Raw genomic sequence first — 17,532 nt, forward strand, 5'->3', positions numbered from 1 at the left:
TCATGCACGGCACAAAATTAACGTGAATGGCGTCTAGCCGATCCACCATCGATAACAATCGACGATGGAGCGCTGCTGAATGTTCCGCGTTTTCTCCTGCCTTGCGGTCGAGCACGATTGGCGGCTCGTTGTACTCGCTGGTCTGGTCTGCTTCGCTGCAAGTATTGTCGCGGTCAGCATCTTTCATCGTGCGATCGCGACGCGCGCAAGAAGGCGCTGGATCTGGATCACGATTGCCGGCGCGGCCATCGGATACGGCATCTGGGCAACGCATTTCGTCGCGATGCTCGCCTACGAGCCGGGCGTTCCAACGGGCTACGGCATCGTGCCGACCGCGTTTTCTCTCGCTGCGGCAATGCTCCTGACCTCGGTCGGCTTCGGCGTTGCAGTCGGCACCTCCGGCCTGTGGCGCGCGATGGCAGGGGGCGTCATCATCGGCGGCGGCATTGCCAGCATGCACTATCTCGGGATGTGGGCACTTGAAGTGCCGGGTCGAGTCGCCTGGTCGATGGACCTCGTGTTCGTCTCGATCATTCTAGGCATGTGTCTCGGCTGCGCCGCGCTAGCTGTCGCGCTCAGGTACCAGGGCTACCGGGGCACGCTTGCGGCGGCAGTCCTGCTGACACTCGCCATCGTATCGCATCACTTCACCGCCATGGGGGCGGTGCAGATCACGCCAGATCCAACGCGAGCGATGACGGATAGCCTTTCGCTTTCTCCGGCCTTCCTCGCGCTTGCTATCGCCGGCGTGGCGCTGTCCGTGCTGGGAATGAGCCTGATCGGCGTGCTGGCCGATCGTCGCCTGGCGACCCGGACCGCCAGGTTCGAGGAGATCATCAACCAGCTTTCGGTCGCCCGGCAGCAGCTCGAAGGCTCGCAGAACGAACTGCAGGACCAGAAGCTCAGGCTGGATACGGCCATCAACAACATGGTCGAGGCTCTCTGCATGTTCGATGCGGAGAAGCGACTTGTGGTCTGCAACGAGCGCTATGCCCGGCTCTATCGGTTGCCGCCGGAACTGCTGACAACGGGGACCCCGCACGCCGACATCATCAGGCATCGCGTCGTGACCGGCATTCTCAAGAGCGACACCAGCGAGGGCGCAGCCGAGCAGTTCCTGTCGAAATTGGCAGCGTTGCCGTTCGATGCAGTCTCGAGCAGAATCGACGAGTTCGCGGATGGCCGGTTGATCTGCGTGACGCGACAGCCAATGGCCGGCGGCGGGTGGGTGGCCACGCATCTTGATGTCACCGAGCAACGCCGGTCCGAGGCGAGGATCGCTCATATGGCGCAACACGATGCGTTGACCGATCTGCCAAATCGCGTGCTGCTCAGGGAGCGGATGGAGCACGCCATTGCGGTTACGCGTGGCGGCGGCGTCGATCTGGCCGTGCTCATGCTCGACCTCGATCGCTTCAAGGAAGTCAACGATACGCTTGGACATCCGGCAGGCGATTCCCTGCTACGCGCCGTTTCTGCGCGTCTGCGCGAGTGCACCACGGAAACCGCGCTGATCGCGCGACTGGGTGGCGACGAGTTCGCGGTGATCGACTACGTGACCAACCCGGCCGTCGAGGCCGCCACCCTCGCCGAGAACATCAGAAAGGCGCTTTGTGAACCCTTTGATCTCGGCGATCACCGGGTCACGGTGGGCACCAGCATCGGCATTGCCATCGCGCCGCGCGATGGCAGTGATTCCGACGTGCTGATGAAGAGCGCGGATCTCGCCCTCTACTCGGCCAAGAGCGGTGGACGTGGCGCATTCCGCTTCTTCGAGCCGGAACTCGACCAGCTCATGCATGCGCGACGCAACCTGGAGCGCGACATGCGGGATGCGCTTGCTGGCCGCGAATTCGAGCTGCACTACCAGCCATTCGTCAATACCGCGACCGGCGAGATCCGCGGCTTCGAAGCCCTGCTGCGCTGGCATCACCCGAGGCGTGGTCTGGTCTTGCCCGGCGAATTCATTCCGCTCGCCGAGGAGGCCGGCTTGATCGTGCCGCTGGGAGAATGGATCTTGAGGACGGCGTGTGCGGAAGCCGCCAAATGGCCTGCCCATCTCAGGATCGCGATCAATCTGTCTCCCGCTCAATTCAGGAGCAAGGAGCTTGTTCCGGTCATTGTCGATGCACTGGCGAGTTCGGGAATTGCGCCACACCGGCTCGAGCTCGAGGTCACCGAGACGGTGATCATGCATGACAGCGAAGCCGTATTCGCAGCACTTGGTCAACTGCGCGAGCTCGGCGTGCGAATCGCCCTGGACGACTTCGGCACCGGCTATTCGTCGCTGAGCTTTCTGCAAAGATTTCCGTTCGACAAGATCAAGGTCGACCGCAGCTTCGTCAACGAACTGTCCAGCGCAAGGGCGGACGCGCACCATCTCGCGCGAGCAGTCGTTCGCTTCGCAGTCAGCCTCGGCAAGACGACCACCGCCGAAGGCGTCGAAACGAAGGAGCAGCTGGACGTCCTCCGTGAAGAGGGGTGCGTCGAAACGCAAGGCTACTATTTCGGTCGGCCGATGCCTGCATCCAACATTGCGAAAATGCTGAGGCGAGGTACCCAGGCAGCCGTCTGCGCTGCGTGAGCACCCGCATCCTCACTGCAGCGGAGGATCGCCGCTGGTGCGCTTCTTGGCGAGGTCCATCTCCGTCACCGCGATCAGAATCTCGGCGCGAGTCTTCAAGTCGGGCGCTTCCAGCATGGCCTGCTTCTCCGCGGGGCCATAGGGCGACATCATCGCCAGCGCGTTGACGAGTGCTTCGTTGGGCGCGCTTTCGACGCCTTCCCAGTCAACCTTGAGATTGTTGGCCTTCAGGAAGTCCGCCAGCACGGCCAGCAGCGCCTCGCGGTCGACCTCGTCCTCGCCCATGCGCGCGGTGAAGTCGTCGACGAAGGCGAAGAAATCCACCTTGCATTGCCGGTAGGCGGTGAGCACCTCGAGCTCCTCGACCACCTTGAAGCGCGAGACGCCGGTGAGCTCGAGGATGTAGCGGCCATCGCCGGATTCGGCGAGCTGGGTGATGCGGCCGACGCAGCCGACGCGGAACAACGTTGGCTTGTCGGAATTTTTCGGCGAGTGCGCGACATCAGGCTGGATCATGCCGATCAGGCGATGGCCGTCGCGGAAGGAATCATCGACCATCGACAGGTAGCGCGGCTCGAAGATATTGAGCGGCATCTGGCCGCGGGGCAGCAGCAGCGCGCCCGGCAGCGGAAACACCGGAATGATCTCCGGGAGGTCGGCGGGTCCGCGATATTCGATGTTGATCGGCATCTGGTCCCGGTCCCCGCTGACTTGGTCAACCGCGCCTACGAAAACAGGATCGTCGACAAGCGCTTGCGCCCCTCGACGGTTGCATCATCCGTGCCGCCCCAGGCCTCGAAGAACTGCACCAGCTGCTTGCGGGCGCCGTCGTCGTTCCATTTGCGGTCGCGCTTGACGATCGCGAGCAGCTGCTCGGTAGCGGCCGCACGATTGCCTTGCGCGTTCAGCGCGGTCGCGAGGTCGAATCGGGCCTGATGATCGAGCGGGTTTGCGGCGACTTTCTGTTCCAGCTCGGCGACCGGTCCGAGCGATTGCGCCTGCTCGGCGAGATCGATCGCGGTCTGCACGGCCTTCACCGCGGGGTCGCTGCGCTTGGATTCCGGCACCATGGCGAGCGTCTGCTTGGCCTGCTCCATCGCGCCGGAGACGGCATAGCATTTTGCGAGGCCCGCGAGCGCCGCGATGTTGGTGGCATCATGCTGGAGCACCTCGGCGTAGATCTGCGCTGCTGCGGCCGGGTCGCCCTCGGCGAGCACGGCTTCAGCCTCCTGCAGGATCTCGGCGATATTGGGCTCGCCCGGCGCGGTCACGCCCTTGGTCAGCTTTTCGATGAAAGCGTTGAGCTGGCTCTCGGGCACCGCGCCCATGAAGCCGTCGGCGGGCTGGCCGTTGACGAAGGCGATCACGGCCGGGATCGACTGGATGCCCATCTGGCCCGGGATCGCCGGGTGCTGGTCGATGTTCATCTTGACCAGCTTGACCTTGCCCTTGGCCGCCTTGACCGCCTTTTCGAGCAGAGGGGTAAGCTGCTTGCAGGGTCCGCACCACTCCGCCCAGAAATCGATCAGCACCGGCTGGCGCTTCGATTCCTCAATGACGTCCTTCACGAAGGTCTGGGTGGTCGTGTCCTTGATCAGATCGGCCGCAGCCGGGCCCGCCGCTCCGTTACCCTGGTCGATGATCGTCACGGGTATCCCCTCTATGTCCGGAATGGCGGGTCTTTAGCACGTTGCCATTTCATATGCTTCGCTGTCGGCTCCTAAATTGGGCCGGGACGGCCGAATTTCAATCCACCGAGGCCGATTCGCCAGTTCCGGGGCAGTTTCGGGCCATTTGGCCGCATTCAGGCTCCATATGGGGCCCCAAGAACCGAATCTAGATCGCCGGTAGCTGTTGCATTCCCCTCCCGCTTTTGGCATACGACAGCCGTTGCCGGCGCGTCACGCGACCGACACAGGATGCGGGTGTAGCTCAGTGGTAGAGCACGACCTTGCCAAGGTCGGGGTCGAGGGTTCGAGCCCCTTCGCCCGCTCCAATTTTTCCCAAAGCATCCGAAAGGAATGGGCTATTCCCGTCGGGGCGAGTCGACGCACTGTTTTGTCCCAGGCTGTGAGGGCTGCTCCAGGTCCCAAGGCTGGATGGGCGCCAATCCAAAATTCAGGGTGGCCGACCCCAGCTATACAGCGCGCAGCAGCTCTTTGGTCCTTTCCAGCGCTACATCCGCGGTCAGCCTATATGGATCTTTGATCGAGAGTTGATTGATCGCCGCACTCACGAAATCAGGCTTCAGGTTTTCGATTGTGGCCAGCGTATTTGAGACGCTGTCGCGATAGCCGGCCAACTCCCTGATAACCGATTCCGCGTGTTTTTCGCTGCCAGCTGCGATGTCAAATTATGTCGCGCGGGGCAATGCTCTTGCCCCGGTAATGGATTTTCTTTGCAATGATCTCTGGGATCGTCTCCAGCAGCACCGCTTCGCCTTCAACTGTTGCTCGCGTTGTCGGTGAGATGTCAGCGACGGTGCGACGATGAAATCGATCTCGCCAAATTCGAAGCCAAGCTTCAGGAGGCGTGCGCCGTCTCCCCTGTAGTCAGTAGGTCTGACCTCGAAATCGAAGTCATGCTTCTGTGGATCCAGGATGGAAGAACTTGAGGATCCGGGAGAAAGATATCGACATCGTGGCTTATCCGATGATCGATTTGCAGCATCATCGCCGTGCCGCCGCCGAACGTCCAACGATCGATGATTTCTTGTTCGGCGTTCACCTGCCGAATCATCGCGACGGCAATGCGAAACAGTTGCGCCCAATCTGATTGAGCGCTCACCGGCTACGCCGCAAGCGGATAGGTTTGTCCCGAAAACTCTGCAAACGCCTTCGCCGCGGCAACCAATTGCTCGTGGCTGATGCCATGCATCTCAGCGAAGGCGACTTGCAAGTCGGGGTGGACATCCCCAAAAAACGATGACATCGGACCGCAGGCGGCCTTCGCGGAAGAGTGGTCCAGCAGGCAATGAACAAGCTCCTGCACGCTCAGCCTCTTGCGATACGGCGCATTCACGGTTGCCATAACCAGGACGGGGATATTCATCTGCGTCACTATCTGATTGCCTGGTCAATATAGGATCGACTGAACGGGCTTGGCAATCGATTGGTTTCCTCTTTGTTCCGTCCGCAGGGGTGGCTGGCAGCGCGCCTCGCCAGAATTCCTCAGCGGAACGTCCTTCCGCCGTTCAGATAGGGGCAGTTGGGATCACATGACAATTCTGGTCACCGGCAGTGCCGGCCATCTCGGCGAAGCCATCCTCCGCACCCTGCGCGGGCGCGGTTCCCCAGCGCGCGGGATCGACCTGAAGCCCTCGCCCTTCACCGACGCGGTCGGCTCAATCGTCGATCCCGGCTTCGTGCGCAGCCAGATGGACGGCGTCACCGCCGTCATCCACAGCGCGACGCTGCACAAGCCGCATCTGGCAACCCACGGCAAGCAGGATTTTGTCGACAGCAACGTCACCGGCACGCTTAACCTGCTCGAGGCGGCAGCGAGCGCGGGCGTGCGCAGCTTCGTCTTCACCAGCACCACCAGCGCGTTCGGCTCGCAGCTCCGCTCCGGGGCCGGGCAGGCCGCCGTGTGGGTCACCGAGGATCTGCCGCCGGTGCCGAAGAACATCTACGGCACCACAAAACTGATGGCGGAGACCCTGTGCGAGCTGTTCTATCGCGAGCGCGCCCTGCCGGTCGTCGTCTTGCGGACCTCGCGCTTCTTTCCGGAAGACGATGACGATCCGGCGAGGCGCTCGGCTTACATGCTGGAGAACGCGCAGGCCAACGAGCTGCTCTATCGCCGGCTGGATATCGCGGACGCCGTGAGTGCACATCTGCTCGCCGCCGAACGTGCCCCGAAGATCGGCTTCGCCCGCTACATCGTCTCCGCCACCAGCCCGTTCGAGCTGCGCCATCTCGCCGCGCTTGCGCGCGATGCGGCCGGTGTCGTGCGCGAGCTCTACCCGGATTGCGCGCAGCTTTACGCGGCGCGAGGCTGGAACCTCCTCCCCGAGATCGACCGTGTCTATGTCAACGAACGCGCGCGGCGCGAGCTGGGCTGGCGGCCGGAATTCGACTTCGCGCATGTGTTGCACAGCCTGCGCACGGAGCGCGATTTCCGTAGCCCGCTCGCGCGTGAGATCGGCTCGAAGGGCTATCATGACGCGGTGTTCGACGACGGACCCTACCCGGTCGCCTCTTAGGCGCCGGATTTGCTGTTTTGCTCGACCCGTCAGATGTCTGTCTGGTCTCGCCGGGAGCAAGCCGCTTGAGCCGTTCTACTGTGCATGGGGTTGTTTTCGCGTTTTTGTAGGTCCACCCCCTCCCGCCGGCTGCGAACGATCAGCGCGCCAATTGATTCCGCGCTGCAGCGAGAGCGGTGTCGCGGCGTTCGTCCGTTGACATTCCGTCTCAATTTTTCCGGAGCGCAACGGCGGCGCACGCGGCGCGCTTCTCACCGGTCGCAGATGTGCTAACCTTTTTGCGTCTGTCGTGCCGACGGACTTAAAACTTCGCCTCTCGACTAGCAAAATAAAATAATGCGCAGCCCTGACGGCTGCCTTAGGGGAGTGACGCGATGAAATTCCATCGATCCGTCTTTCAATCCGTTCTGGCGCTTGCAGCGGTTGCCTTTCTCGCGGGGACCAGCGCTGGCAATGCGCAGCAGCAGGACAAGAACCGGGCGCTGAAGAAATACGAATCCGGCACCAAGGAGTTCTGGACCCATCCGCCCGATGACTGGTTCCTTGGCGACGAGACCGAGGCGCAGAAGGGCCTCGCGCCGCCCTCGGGACCGCCGACCGGCGCGTCCGATGCCGAGCTCGCCAACATCGTCAAGAAGATCAAGCTGCCGGCAGGCTTCAAGATCGAGGTCTACGCCTCCGGCGTGCTGGCCGCGCGGCAGATGGCCTGGGGTGACAAGGGCACGCTGTTCGTGGGCTCGTTCGGCCTCGGCAACGTCTATGCCATCAAGGACAACAACGGGAAGAAGGAGGTCAAGACCGTCCTTAAGGGCCTGAACATGCCCACCGGTCTCGCCTTCAAGGACGGTGCGCTCTACGTCATCGCCGTCGACAAGCTGATCCGCTACGACAATGCGGAGGCCAATCTCGACAAGCTCGGCGACGGCAAGGTCGTCTATGACGACATGCCGTCCTATGCCGCGCATGGCTGGAAATACATCGCGGTCGACAAGGAAGGCTGGTTCTTCCTGCCGTTCGGACCTCCCTTCAACGTCGGCATCCCACCGACCAGCGTGTCGCAGATCCGGCGTGTCGATCCCAAGACCGGCAACGCCGAAATCTGGGCGCTGGGCGTCCGCAACTCGGTCGGCGGCGACGTCGATCCGCGCACCGGCAAGCTCTGGTTCACCGAGAATGCCCGCGACTGGATCAGCGATGATCTGCCCTCGGACAAGCTGAACATGATCAACCGGATCGGCGAGCATTTCGGCTATCCCTATTGCCACCAGGGCAACCTGCCGGACGACAAGTTCGCCATGGGCCACAAATGCTCCGAGTTCACGCCGCCGGTGCTGAATCTCGGCGCGCATGTTGCTCCGCTCGGCATGAAGTTCTACACCGGCAATCAATTCCCCGCCGATTACAAGAACAACATCCTGATCGCCGAGCACGGCTCCTGGAATCGTCACAAGTACCAGGGCGCGCGCATCGTGCGCGTAATCGTCGGGCCCGACGGCAAGAATCCCAAGCAGGAGATCTTCGCCTCCGGCTGGCTCGAGGGTGACCAGGGCTATCTCGGCCGTCCCAATGACATCCTGCTCGACAAGGATGGTTCGATCCTCGTCGCGGACGACTGGGCCGGCGCGATCTACCGCATCAGCTACAGCAAGAAGTAGCGCGGGTACGATACGAGGCTGCGGTGGCCGGAAGGTGCCGCAGTCTCTTTCATTTCAAAGCCACGCTGTCGTTCCGGATTGCGCGCCAGCGCAAGTCCGGAACCCATAACCACGAATCGGGGTTATGGAGTCTCAGCTGCGCAATTGCGCATTTTAGCTCGTGCTTCGCACGCCCTGGAATGAGCTAGATAGATCGGAATTCCCACGATGCGCCGCCAGTTTTCTTCGTCCGCCATCGGCGCGCTTTCGCTTGCAGCGCTCGCATTCGTCCCGGCTCTGGCTGCGGACAACGCTGCGATCAAGGAGAAGGCTGCGGTCTGCTCCGGCTGTCACGGCGAGAACGGCATTTCGCAGACCGAGAACATCCCCTCGCTGGCCGGCCAGCCTGATCAGTTCATCCAGTGGCAGCTCGTGTTCTTCCGCGCGGGCTCGCGCAAGAACGATCAGATGCAGCCGATCGTCGAGGAGATCACCAATGAGGACATCCGCAATCTCGGCGCCTATTTCTCGCAGCTGACGCCGCCGAAGGGACCGGAGGACAGCGATCCGGACCTGTCGAAGAAAGGCGCGCAAGTTTCCGCCGGCCGTCGCTGCGCCTCATGCCATACGGACAGCTTCGCCGGGACCAAGGGAGTGGCGCGACTGGCTGGCCAGCGCGAGGAATATCTGGTCAAGGCGTTGCGCGACTACAAAGCTGGCCAGCGCGTCGGCGGCGGCGTCGCCGCGATGGCCGATGTCGCCTATCACATGAGCGACGAGGAAATCACCGCCGTCTCGCACTATCTGGCGCATTTGAAATAGTGCGGAGCCGTTGCCACAAGCTCCGCTGTCGTCCCGGACAAGCGAAGCGCAGAGCCGGGACCCATACCCACAGGATGCTGTTTTTGCGAAGAGTCGGAGTGGGAGGGTCGCGTCACGCTGCTCCGTGTGGTGGGGCCCGGGTTCGCGCTTAGCGCGCCCCGGGACGACAGCGGAGTGTGTGCCTGCGACCTACCCCGCCCGCTGCTTCTCATAGGCCTTCAAATGCGTGTAGGCGATGCGCAGCTTGGGCACCGGCACCTTGGCGGCATCGGCGCGCGCGATGAGATCTCCGATGACGTGATCGGCTTCGACCGGCAGCCCCGCCTTGATGTCGCGGAACATCGAGGCCGTCATCGGCGAGCCCTCGGCGGTGAGGTTGCCCTTCACCCGCTCGAAGAACGGCCCGCCCGGCGTATAGCCCGACGCGGTGGCGATGGCTGTGGTCTCGTCCAGCATGCCGAGCAGGAAATCGCGACCGCCGGGCGCGGCGAGGATGTTGCCGACAGAGGTGCGCATCAGGCTGGTGGAGGCCGCAAGCGAGGACAGGAACACCCACTTCTCCCACATGTCCTGCATGATGTTCTGGCTGGCGGCGGCGCCGGTGATGCCGCTCTTGAAGGCCTCGTCGATCGCCTTGACGCGATCTGACAGCTTTCCGTCGCGCTCGCCGTAGTTCAGCGACTGCATCGGTTGGAGCTGCACCACCTCGCGCTTCTCGTTCAGGGTCGCCGCGATGGCGCAGAGGCCGCCGAGCACGCGCTCCTTGCCGAATTTGGCATCGAGGATATCGAGATGCTTCATGCCGTTGAGCATCGGGGTGATCGCCGTGTCAGGTCCGACCGCTGGCGCAAACGATTTGATGGCGTCGTCGAGATCGAACGCCTTGCAGCTCAAGAGCACGACGTCGAACTTGTCCTTGAGCGCGTCGGCCTGCACGGTCGGCGGATTCTTCAAGGTCACGTCGCCATTCGGGCTCTTGATGACGAGGCCGGCGCTTGCGAGCTCACCGGCGCGGCGCGGCCGGACCAGGAAGGTGACGTCGCGGCCGGCCTGCAACAGCCTGCCGCCAAAATAGCCGCCAATGGCGCCGGCGCCGACCACGAGGATACGCATGGGATACTCCATTGTTGCTCTTGATTATTGCTGTTGGCGGCCACTTATAATCGTCATTGCGAGCGAAGCGAAGCAGTCCAGAATGTTGCGGCGATCACATTCTGTCGCCGGAGAATGAGCGGCTAGGTCCCGAGCACCATCTCTTCGACCTCGCGCAGCTGCTCCTTGCCGAAGAACATCTCGTTGCCGACGAAGAAGGTCGGCGAGCCGAACGCGCCCCGGGCGACCGCTTCCTCGGTGTTCTTGATCAGCCTGCCCTTCACCTCGGGCTCTCCGGCACGGGCAAACAGCTTCTGGGCATCGAGGCCGGAGGACGCCAGCGCCTTCGCCGCAATCTCGGGATCGTCCATTTTCTTCGGCTCGCGCCACATGTGGTGGAAGGCCGCCTCGACGTATCTTTCGAACACGCCTTCGAGCTGCGCGGCGATCGCCGTGCGCATCAGATTCAGCGTGTTGACGGGGAAATGCGGATTCCAGACATAGGGCTGGACATGGAAGCGCTTGATGAAGCGCTCGGTCTCGACCTGCTGGAATTCACGCTTGTTCTTGATGCCCGCGAGCGTCTCGGCGGGGGACTTGTTGTTGGTCGACTTGAAGATGCCTCCGAGCAGAATCGGGACGTATTCGAACTTGACGCCGATGCGCTGCTCGATCGCGGGGATCGCGAGGTGGCTGAGATAGGCATTCGGGCTGCCGAAATCGAACAGGAACTGCGGGGCTGTGCGGGGCAAATCGTTCTCCGTGACCTAACTTTTTTGATCTGGCTTTTCCCGCATTGTGACGCAGCGTGCCCTGCGGGTCTACCGTTTAATGATGAGCATAATACTTTGGGAATCAGACCAGCCGCCGGATCGCCCGCTTGCGCCAGACCAGGAGGTAATAGCCCATCTGCAAAACGAACATGGCGCAGAACACGATGGGATAGGCGGCCCACACGCCCGCAAGGCCGATCGTGTGGCTCAGGATCACTGCGGCCGGCAGCTCGATCGCGAGGATCGCGAAGATCGAGAGCAGCATGGGCGTCAATGCGACGCCGGCCGCGCGCATGGCACCTGAGAACACTGTGGCGAGGCCAAACGGCACCGAGCTCCACAGGGCGATGTCGAGCAGGCCTTTTGCCAGATCGACCACGGCGGCATCGGTGATGAAGATGCCGAGGATCGCGCGCGGCGCGAGATAGATCAGCGCCACGAGCCCGCCGGTCAGAACGAGGTTGAACGCGAGCCCGGTCCGCACGATGCCGTCGAGCCGGGCTCTGTCACCGCTGCCGACAGCCTGTGCACCGAGGATCGAGACCGCGATCGAAATCGACATCGCCGTGAACTGGGTGTAGCCCATCACCTGGTTGACGGCGCCATAGGCCGCAGTGGCGTCCGATCCAAACCCGTTGACGAGGCCGAGCAAGACCAGCTCTGCGATCGCCATCACCACCATGCCGATAGCGCTCGGCAATCCGATGCCGAGAATCTTTCCGAGCATGGCGCGGTTGAGCCGCAGGTGACGCAGCAGCGCCGCGTCCGGCGCGAGCGCGTGTTTCTTTCGCAGCAGATAGAACGCCAGCACGATCAGCGTGAGCGCGTTCGATATCGCCGCCGCCCACGCCGGGCTGGTGATGCCGGCCGCCGGCAGTCCGAACGACCCACGGATCAACAACGGTGTCAGGATCAGGCCGATCGCGGTCGACAACGCCAGCGCCAGCAGCGGCGTCAGCGCATCGCCGACCCCGCGGATCATCGCCGTCATCAGCAGGAAGACGAAGCCGAGCGGCATCGTCAGCAGCATGATCTGCGCATACGCGCTGGCCTGGTCGAGAATGTCCGCGGGCGTGGCGAGCGCCATCATCAGCTGACGGCTGAGGAGCCCGCCGATCAGCGCCACTGAGATTGAAAGCAGAAGGCCGATCGCGAGCGTCGTGCCGACGACACTCTTGATCCGGCCGTGCTCGCCCGCGCCAAAGGCCTGGCCGATCAGCACGGTCGCGCCGGTGCTCAGCCCCATGACGAAGGCGAACAGGAAGAACATCACCGGGAAGAACGCCGAGGCAGCTGCGAGCGCATCAATGCCGATCATCTGGCCGAGATAGACGTTGCTGACGGTGCCGAACAGCGATTGCAGCGCGTTGCTCAGCATCAAGGGTGCGAGGAAGCGGAGGAATGTCGTCCAGAGCGGCTTGGGGGCAGACATGGATTGGCCTTTCATCAGGGCGTGCGAAGCCGTTGCCGCGCAATGCGCGGCTCGGCCGTCGATGGGAACGCGAGACAGAGCGCCTTAAGCGCGGTCGCTGTAGGCGAGCTTGACGATGTGGTCGCGGATATCGACAGGCCAGTCTGCGATCAACCCGGTGAAGCGTCGCCGGTCATCGGCAAACAGCGCGCGCGAGGCTTCCTCGAACTGCGGCAGGTTGCCCGCCATGGTCGACATGAAGTGATAGGCCGCATCGCGCGCCTGCCGTTCGCGGTCCTTGTCGCCGCTCGCGCGCCTGGCCTCATCGACGAGCTTGCGCAGCGCGACCGAGGCGCCGCCCGGCTGCGTGCCGAGCCACTCCCAGTGTCGCGGCAGCAACGTCACCTCGCGCGCGACCACGCCGAGCTTCGGCCGCCCGCGCCCGCGCGGCTCGCTCGGCGGCGTGCTCTCCTCGACCGGCGGCGGCACAAGCTTCGCCAACCGCGCCAGGACCTCGCGATCCCCGCCACGCAGATCGAAGTCGATCGATCGACCCGTGCCGTCCTCGAAGATGATGATGGGCTCGTCCGGCCGCGTCGCCACCCGCTTGACGACCAGTGCGACCTCGCCTGCCGGCCCGGACACCAGGCGGCGCTGCCCCTGGAAGGCGGTGAAAATCTTCTGCATTGGAATCATTGCTATTTTGACGACGTTGGACCATTTAATACCCGGGTAAATTATCGACGTCAATATACCCGGGTGAAAATATCCGTCCTGATGGCTCGACATTGTGATCTCGGGCTGGCACGAACGGCGCCGCCGACCGACCACGCCTAGCCACCACGCCTAGCCCCGGGGACCTCGCCAATGCTGACCGTTCACCACCTCAACAATTCCCGCTCGCAGCGCGTGCTGTGGCTGCTCGAAGAGTTGGGCGTGCCCTACGAGATCGTGCGCTATCAGCGCCAGCCGGACATGCGCGCGCCGATGGAGCTGCGCGCCATTCATCCGCTCGGCAAGTCGCCCGTCATCACCGACAACGGCAACACCATCGCCGAGTCCGGCGCGATCATCGAATATCTCATCGCGACCTATGGCAACGGCCGGCTGATTCCGCCGCCGAACACGCCGGAGCGGCTGCGCTTCACCTATTGGCTGCATTATGCCGAGGGATCTGCGATGCAGCCGCTGCTGCTGAAGCTGCTGTTCACGCTGATGCCGAAGCGCGCGCCTGCGCTGCTTCGTCCGCTGGTGCGCAAGGTCTCGAACCAGGCGCTCACCACGCTGGTCAACCCGCAGCTCAAGCAGCACATGGATTACTGGGAAGGCGAGCTCGGCAAGAGCGAATGGTTTGCCGGCAACGAATTCACCGCAGCCGACATCCAGATGAGCTTTCCGCTGGAAGCGGCGCAAGCGCGCGGCGGGCTCGAGCAGGGCCATCCCAAGGCGATGGCGTTTCTCGAGCGCATCCACGCGCGCCCGGCCTATGCGCGCGCGCTTGAAAAGGGCGGGCCATACCAGGTGGGACGGTAGTTAGTCATGCCGTCGAGCGCCTAGCCCGCCGCGTAGGCCCAGTACGTCCGGTGCTCCGGCGTGTTCATGTCGCGATAGCACGCGTGACAGCGAGAGCTAGCGGATCCGCGCTCCCGTTGCCATGCAGATGACGTTGTTACTGCCCCGCAGCTTCTGCGCCCCGCGTGCGCGGATCGGGCGCGCCGAGCGGTCCGTTGGGTGTCACGACAATCGAATTGACCGACGTCTGCCCCATCGGCTCGACGATGACGTGGCCCATCGCCTTCAGCTTATCCAGAACATCGCTGGGAAAGCCGCGCTCGACACGCACTTCATCGGGCAACCATTGGTGATGCAGCCGTGGCGCTGCGACGGCGGCCGCAACATCCATCTTGTAGTCGAGCACGTTGACGATGACCTGCAGCACGCTTGAAATGATGCGACTGCCGCCGGGCGAGCCCGTCACCAGCACCGGCTTGCCGTCCCTGAGCACGATGGTCGGTGACATCGAGGACAGCGGCCGCTTGCCGGGGCCCGGCAGATTGGCCTCGAAGCCGACGAGACCGTAGGCATTGGAGGCGCCGATTGCGGCGGTGAAATCGTCGAGCTCGTTGTTGAGCAGGACGCCGGTGCCGTCGGCAACGAGGCCCACGCCGTAGCTGAAGTTCAGCGTATAGGTGTTGCTGACGGCATTGCCGCGTCCATCGACGACGGAGAAATGCGTGGTGTTGCTGCCCTCGCGCGGCGAGGGAGCCGCGGAAACGAGCTCCTTTGACGGCGTGGCGCGCTCGGCGGAGATGCCGGCGCGCAGCTTGGCGGCGTAGTCCTTCGCGACGAGCGTCTCGATCGGTGCGTTGACGAAGGCGGGATCGCCGAGATAGCGCGCGCGGTCGGCGTAGGCGCGCTTCATCGCCTCGATCAGAAGATGCAGCGATGCCGGCGATCCCTGCTTCAGATCGGCGAGCTGAAAGCCCTCGAGGATGTTGAGCGTCTCCGCCAGCACGACACCGCCCGACGAAGGCAGCGGCATCGACACGATGTCATAGCCGCGATAGGTGCCGCGCACCGGCGTGCGGGTCACGGCCTGATAGGCCTTCAAATCGGCTGGCGTCATGATGCCGCCGGCGTCCGTCACGGCCTTGGCGAGCTTTTCCGCGACCGGTCCCTCATAGAAGCCGCGTGGCCCCAGTGCGGCGACGGCCGACAGCGTTTCAGCGAGATCGCCCTGCACCAGCCTGTCGCCTTCACCGATCGGCGTGCCGTCGGGCCGCGAGAAGATTTTGGCCGAAGACGGCCAGCGAGCCAGCCGCCGGTGCCAGGCCGGCATCGTGTCGGCCATGTCGTCACCGACGACGAAGCCGTCGCGGGCCAGCGCGATGGCGGGCGCGAGCAATTGCGCCAGCGTGAACTGGCCGGAGCCGTATTTTTCCAGCGCGAGGGAAAGACCGGCAACCGTGCCGGGCACGCCGACGCCGAGGGCGGAATCCCGTGACTTCGCAACATCGGGCTTGCCGTCGGCGCCGAGGAAGATTTGCGGCGTGGTCGCCGCCGGCGCCGTCTCGCGGTAATCGATCGTGATGTCTTCGTTGCGGTCCGCGGAATGGATCACCATGAAGCCGCCGCCGCCGATATTGCCGGCACGCGGATAGGTCACGGCCATCGCAAAGCCGGTCGCGACCGCCGCATCGACCGCATTGCCACCGCTCCGCAGGATATCGGCACCGATCTGTGCGGATATCTTCTCCTGCGCGACGACCATGCCGTGCTCGGCGGCGACGGCGCGTACCGTGTCAGGCGCGGCTGGGACATAGGCCCGTCGCGCATCCTGGGCGGCTGCCGGTGACAGACCAAACGCCAGGGCGGCTATGAAGGCGAAAAATGTCCGCCTTGTCGAATATGACGACATCATCAAGCTTCCGCCGTGGCTTCGAACCAGTTCACATGCCTCGCTGCAATGCTATACGGTTTGCCCCAGGAGAGGCAAAACTGTTCGTGATGAGGACTGCGCGATGACGACGATCGCCCCGGATGTGCGCATGGCCGGCGTGGCGCGGACCTATCCGCCGCGCGCCGCCGTCGTCAGCTGGATTTTCTTCGACTGGGCCGCGCAGCCGTATTTCACGCTGATCACGACCTTCGTGTTCGCGCCCTATTTCGCCACCAGCATTGCGCCGAACCCCGCCACCGGCCAATCGCTGTGGGGATTTGCGATGGCGGCCGCGGGCCTTGCGATCGCGTTGATGTCGCCGGTGCTGGGGGCCATCGCGGACGCCTCGGGCCGCCGGAAGCCGTGGATCGCGGGGTTCGGTGCGCTGCTGGTGGCGGCATCCTGCACGCTGTGGATCGGCAAGCCCGGCGATCCCTCCATCATTCCGCCCCTGCTCACCGCAGTCGCGCTCGCCAGCGTCGGCGCGGAATTCGCCACCCTCTTCAACAATGCGATGATGCCGACGCTGGTGCCGCCGGAGCGGATCGGACGGCTCTCCGGCACCGGCTGGGCCACCGGCTATGTCGGTGGGATTGTCAGCCTGATCATCGTGCTCGGCTTCCTCGCGGCCAACCCGCAGACCGGCCGCACATTGCTGGGCTTTACGCCGCTGTTCGGGCTCGATCCGGTCAGCCATCAGGGCGATCGCATTGTGGGGCCGCTGACCGGGCTGTGGTTCATCGTCTTCGTGACACCGCTGTTCCTGTTCACGCCGGATTATCCGGCGAAGCGCCCGGTGCGCGAGGCGTTGCGCGAGGGGCTGTGGGAGCTGAGGCAATCGATCAGAGGCTTGCCGCAACAGAGATCGCTGGCGGCATTTCTGCTCGCCAATATGATCTATACGGATGGTCTCGTGTCGCTGTTCGCCTTTGGCGGCATCTACGCCGCGGGCACCTTCGGCTGGCACACCATCCAGATCGGCACCTTCGGCATCATGCTCGCGATTGCCGGCGCATTTGGCGCATGGTTCGGCGGCAAGCTGGATGATCGTCTCGGGCCGAAGCGCGTCATCGCCGGCAGCCTGCTCGTGCTGCTGCTGTCCGTGGCGGCGATTCTCCTGGTCGACAAGGACAGTGTGTTGTTCATCAAGGTCGCGCCGCCGCAAGCAGACGCTCCCTTGTTCTCGAGCGCGGCCGAGCGCGCCTATCTCGTGCTGGGCTGCCTCATCGGTGCGGCCGGTGGCCCTCTCCAGGCGGCCTCACGCACGCTGCTGATTCACCTCGCTCCGAAGGACCGCATCGCGCAGTATTTCGGCCTGTTCGCGCTGACCGGAAAGGTGACGTCCTTCATCGGACCGTTGCTGATCGGCATGGTCACGGCGGTGACCGCAAGCCAGAAGGCCGGCATGGCCGTGCTGGTGGTGTTCTTCGTCGCGGGGCTGGGGCTGTTGATGCGGGTGCGGGATTAGCCGCGGGCCTTCGTAGCCCGGATGAAGCGCAGCGCAATCCGGGAAACCTGTTTCCGTAGAGGCGCTGACCCGGATTTCGCTTCGCTCCATCCGGGCTACGCTTGT

Annotated in this window: 17 protein-coding genes and 1 tRNA gene; 8 read left to right on the top strand and 10 right to left on the bottom strand. The window is 63.7% G+C overall.

Features of this window, described 5'->3' with window-relative positions; all coding sequences use genetic code 11:
• Positions 1–79: 79 nt before the first annotated feature.
• Positions 80–2,584, top strand: coding sequence for an EAL domain-containing protein (locus A3AS_RS0142965; protein WP_018323573.1), 2,505 nt, complete (start codon positions 80–82; stop codon positions 2,582–2,584).
• Positions 2,585–2,596: 12 nt separating this feature from the next.
• Here A3AS_RS0142965 and A3AS_RS0142970 read toward each other — a convergent pair whose 3' ends face one another.
• Positions 2,597–3,274 (bottom strand): LON peptidase substrate-binding domain-containing protein, encoded by a 678-nt coding sequence (locus A3AS_RS0142970; protein ID WP_018323574.1) that lies wholly within the window; start codon positions 3,272–3,274, stop codon positions 2,597–2,599.
• Positions 3,275–3,309: 35 nt separating this feature from the next.
• Entirely contained in the window at positions 3,310–4,233 is a 924-nt protein-coding gene (gene trxA / locus A3AS_RS0142975; RefSeq protein ID WP_018323575.1) for a thioredoxin, read from the bottom strand.
• A gap of 272 nt (positions 4,234–4,505) precedes the next feature.
• On the opposite strand from trxA, the gene A3AS_RS0142980 reads away from it, so the two are divergent.
• Positions 4,506–4,580: transfer RNA gene (locus A3AS_RS0142980), tRNA-Gly, on the top strand.
• 141 nt (positions 4,581–4,721) lie between these two features.
• Here A3AS_RS0142980 and A3AS_RS49750 read toward each other — a convergent pair.
• Positions 4,722–4,886, bottom strand: a complete 165-nt coding sequence (locus A3AS_RS49750; protein ID WP_018323576.1) for a hypothetical protein — start codon at positions 4,884–4,886, stop codon at positions 4,722–4,724.
• A 221-nt stretch (positions 4,887–5,107) separates the two neighbouring features.
• A complete protein-coding gene (locus A3AS_RS49755; RefSeq protein WP_371260755.1) occupies positions 5,108–5,257 on the bottom strand; it encodes a hypothetical protein in 150 nt (49 codons plus the stop codon).
• On the opposite strand from A3AS_RS49755, the gene A3AS_RS49760 reads away from it, so the two are divergent.
• Positions 5,195–5,359, top strand: coding sequence for a hypothetical protein (locus A3AS_RS49760; protein WP_018323578.1), 165 nt, complete (start codon positions 5,195–5,197; stop codon positions 5,357–5,359). The two genes, A3AS_RS49755 and A3AS_RS49760, sit on opposite strands and share 63 nt — an antisense overlap.
• Before the next feature lie 15 nt (positions 5,360–5,374).
• Here A3AS_RS49760 and A3AS_RS0143000 read toward each other — a convergent pair whose 3' ends face one another.
• Positions 5,375–5,635: a hypothetical protein gene (locus tag A3AS_RS0143000; protein ID WP_018323579.1), complete on the bottom strand. Its 261-nt coding sequence runs from the start codon at positions 5,633–5,635 to the stop codon at positions 5,375–5,377.
• 166 nt (positions 5,636–5,801) lie between these two features.
• Here A3AS_RS0143000 and A3AS_RS0143005 point away from each other — a divergent pair, with 166 nt between their 5' ends.
• The 3 genes from A3AS_RS0143005 to A3AS_RS0143015 all read left to right on the top strand — a co-directional run bounded on the left by A3AS_RS0143005 (position 5,802) and on the right by A3AS_RS0143015 (position 9,244).
• Positions 5,802–6,788 (top strand): NAD(P)-dependent oxidoreductase, encoded by a 987-nt coding sequence (locus A3AS_RS0143005; protein WP_018323580.1) that lies wholly within the window; start codon positions 5,802–5,804, stop codon positions 6,786–6,788.
• Between the two features lie 374 nt (positions 6,789–7,162).
• Positions 7,163–8,443, top strand: coding sequence for a sorbosone dehydrogenase family protein (locus A3AS_RS0143010; RefSeq protein ID WP_018323581.1), 1,281 nt, complete (start codon positions 7,163–7,165; stop codon positions 8,441–8,443).
• A gap of 207 nt (positions 8,444–8,650) precedes the next feature.
• The gene (locus tag A3AS_RS0143015; protein ID WP_018323582.1) at positions 8,651–9,244 is read left to right on the top strand and encodes a cytochrome c; all 594 of its coding nucleotides are present in this window, start codon (positions 8,651–8,653) and stop codon (positions 9,242–9,244) included.
• 189 nt (positions 9,245–9,433) lie between these two features.
• Here A3AS_RS0143015 and panE read toward each other — a convergent pair whose 3' ends face one another.
• From panE to A3AS_RS0143035, 4 genes are all read right to left on the bottom strand, one after another.
• Complete coding sequence (gene panE / locus A3AS_RS0143020; RefSeq protein ID WP_026202950.1) at positions 9,434–10,357, bottom strand: 2-dehydropantoate 2-reductase; 924 nt, start codon at positions 10,355–10,357, stop codon at positions 9,434–9,436.
• 122 nt (positions 10,358–10,479) lie between these two features.
• Positions 10,480–11,088, bottom strand: coding sequence for a 2-hydroxychromene-2-carboxylate isomerase (locus A3AS_RS0143025; RefSeq protein ID WP_026202951.1), 609 nt, complete (start codon positions 11,086–11,088; stop codon positions 10,480–10,482).
• 103 nt (positions 11,089–11,191) lie between these two features.
• On the bottom strand, positions 11,192–12,541 hold the full coding sequence (locus tag A3AS_RS0143030; RefSeq protein ID WP_026202952.1) for an MATE family efflux transporter: 1,350 nt from the start codon (positions 12,539–12,541) through the stop codon (positions 11,192–11,194).
• 84 nt (positions 12,542–12,625) lie between these two features.
• Complete coding sequence (locus tag A3AS_RS0143035) at positions 12,626–13,207, bottom strand: DUF2239 family protein (RefSeq protein WP_049815147.1); 582 nt, start codon at positions 13,205–13,207, stop codon at positions 12,626–12,628.
• A 180-nt stretch (positions 13,208–13,387) separates the two neighbouring features.
• On the opposite strand from A3AS_RS0143035, the gene A3AS_RS0143040 reads away from it, so the two are divergent.
• A complete protein-coding gene (locus A3AS_RS0143040; protein WP_018323586.1) occupies positions 13,388–14,053 on the top strand; it encodes a glutathione S-transferase family protein in 666 nt (221 codons plus the stop codon).
• Between the two features lie 136 nt (positions 14,054–14,189).
• On the opposite strand, the gene ggt is transcribed toward A3AS_RS0143040, so the two are convergent.
• A complete protein-coding gene (gene ggt, locus A3AS_RS0143045; protein WP_018323587.1) occupies positions 14,190–15,941 on the bottom strand; it encodes a gamma-glutamyltransferase in 1,752 nt (583 codons plus the stop codon).
• A gap of 100 nt (positions 15,942–16,041) precedes the next feature.
• Here ggt and A3AS_RS0143050 point away from each other — a divergent pair, with 100 nt between their 5' ends.
• Positions 16,042–17,427, top strand: coding sequence for an MFS transporter (locus A3AS_RS0143050; RefSeq protein ID WP_018323588.1), 1,386 nt, complete (start codon positions 16,042–16,044; stop codon positions 17,425–17,427).
• Positions 17,428–17,532 lie beyond the last annotated feature (105 nt).

The organism is Bradyrhizobium sp. WSM2793 (assembly GCF_000379585.1).
GTDB lineage: Bacteria > Pseudomonadota > Alphaproteobacteria > Rhizobiales > Xanthobacteraceae > Bradyrhizobium.

Excerpts from the sequence above, each read along its gene's own strand:
- A3AS_RS0142965 (WP_018323573.1), top strand. The coding sequence starts at position 80 with ATGTTCCGCGTTTTCTCCTGCCTTGCGGTCGAGCACGATTGGCGGCTC.
- A3AS_RS0142970 (WP_018323574.1), bottom strand. The coding sequence starts at position 3,274 with ATGCCGATCAACATCGAATATCGCGGACCCGCCGACCTCCCGGAGATC.
- A3AS_RS49755 (WP_371260755.1), bottom strand. The coding sequence starts at position 5,257 with ATGATGCTGCAAATCGATCATCGGATAAGCCACGATGTCGATATCTTT.
- A3AS_RS0143000 (WP_018323579.1), bottom strand. The coding sequence starts at position 5,635 with ATGAATATCCCCGTCCTGGTTATGGCAACCGTGAATGCGCCGTATCGC.
- A3AS_RS0143005 (WP_018323580.1), top strand. The coding sequence starts at position 5,802 with ATGACAATTCTGGTCACCGGCAGTGCCGGCCATCTCGGCGAAGCCATC.
- A3AS_RS0143010 (WP_018323581.1), top strand. The coding sequence starts at position 7,163 with ATGAAATTCCATCGATCCGTCTTTCAATCCGTTCTGGCGCTTGCAGCG.
- A3AS_RS0143015 (WP_018323582.1), top strand. The coding sequence starts at position 8,651 with ATGCGCCGCCAGTTTTCTTCGTCCGCCATCGGCGCGCTTTCGCTTGCA.
- panE (WP_026202950.1), bottom strand. The coding sequence starts at position 10,357 with ATGCGTATCCTCGTGGTCGGCGCCGGCGCCATTGGCGGCTATTTTGGC.
- A3AS_RS0143030 (WP_026202952.1), bottom strand. The coding sequence starts at position 12,541 with ATGTCTGCCCCCAAGCCGCTCTGGACGACATTCCTCCGCTTCCTCGCA.
- A3AS_RS0143035 (WP_049815147.1), bottom strand. The coding sequence starts at position 13,207 with ATGCAGAAGATTTTCACCGCCTTCCAGGGGCAGCGCCGCCTGGTGTCC.
- A3AS_RS0143040 (WP_018323586.1), top strand. The coding sequence starts at position 13,388 with ATGCTGACCGTTCACCACCTCAACAATTCCCGCTCGCAGCGCGTGCTG.
- ggt (WP_018323587.1), bottom strand. The coding sequence starts at position 15,941 with ATGATGTCGTCATATTCGACAAGGCGGACATTTTTCGCCTTCATAGCC.
- A3AS_RS0143050 (WP_018323588.1), top strand. The coding sequence starts at position 16,042 with ATGACGACGATCGCCCCGGATGTGCGCATGGCCGGCGTGGCGCGGACC.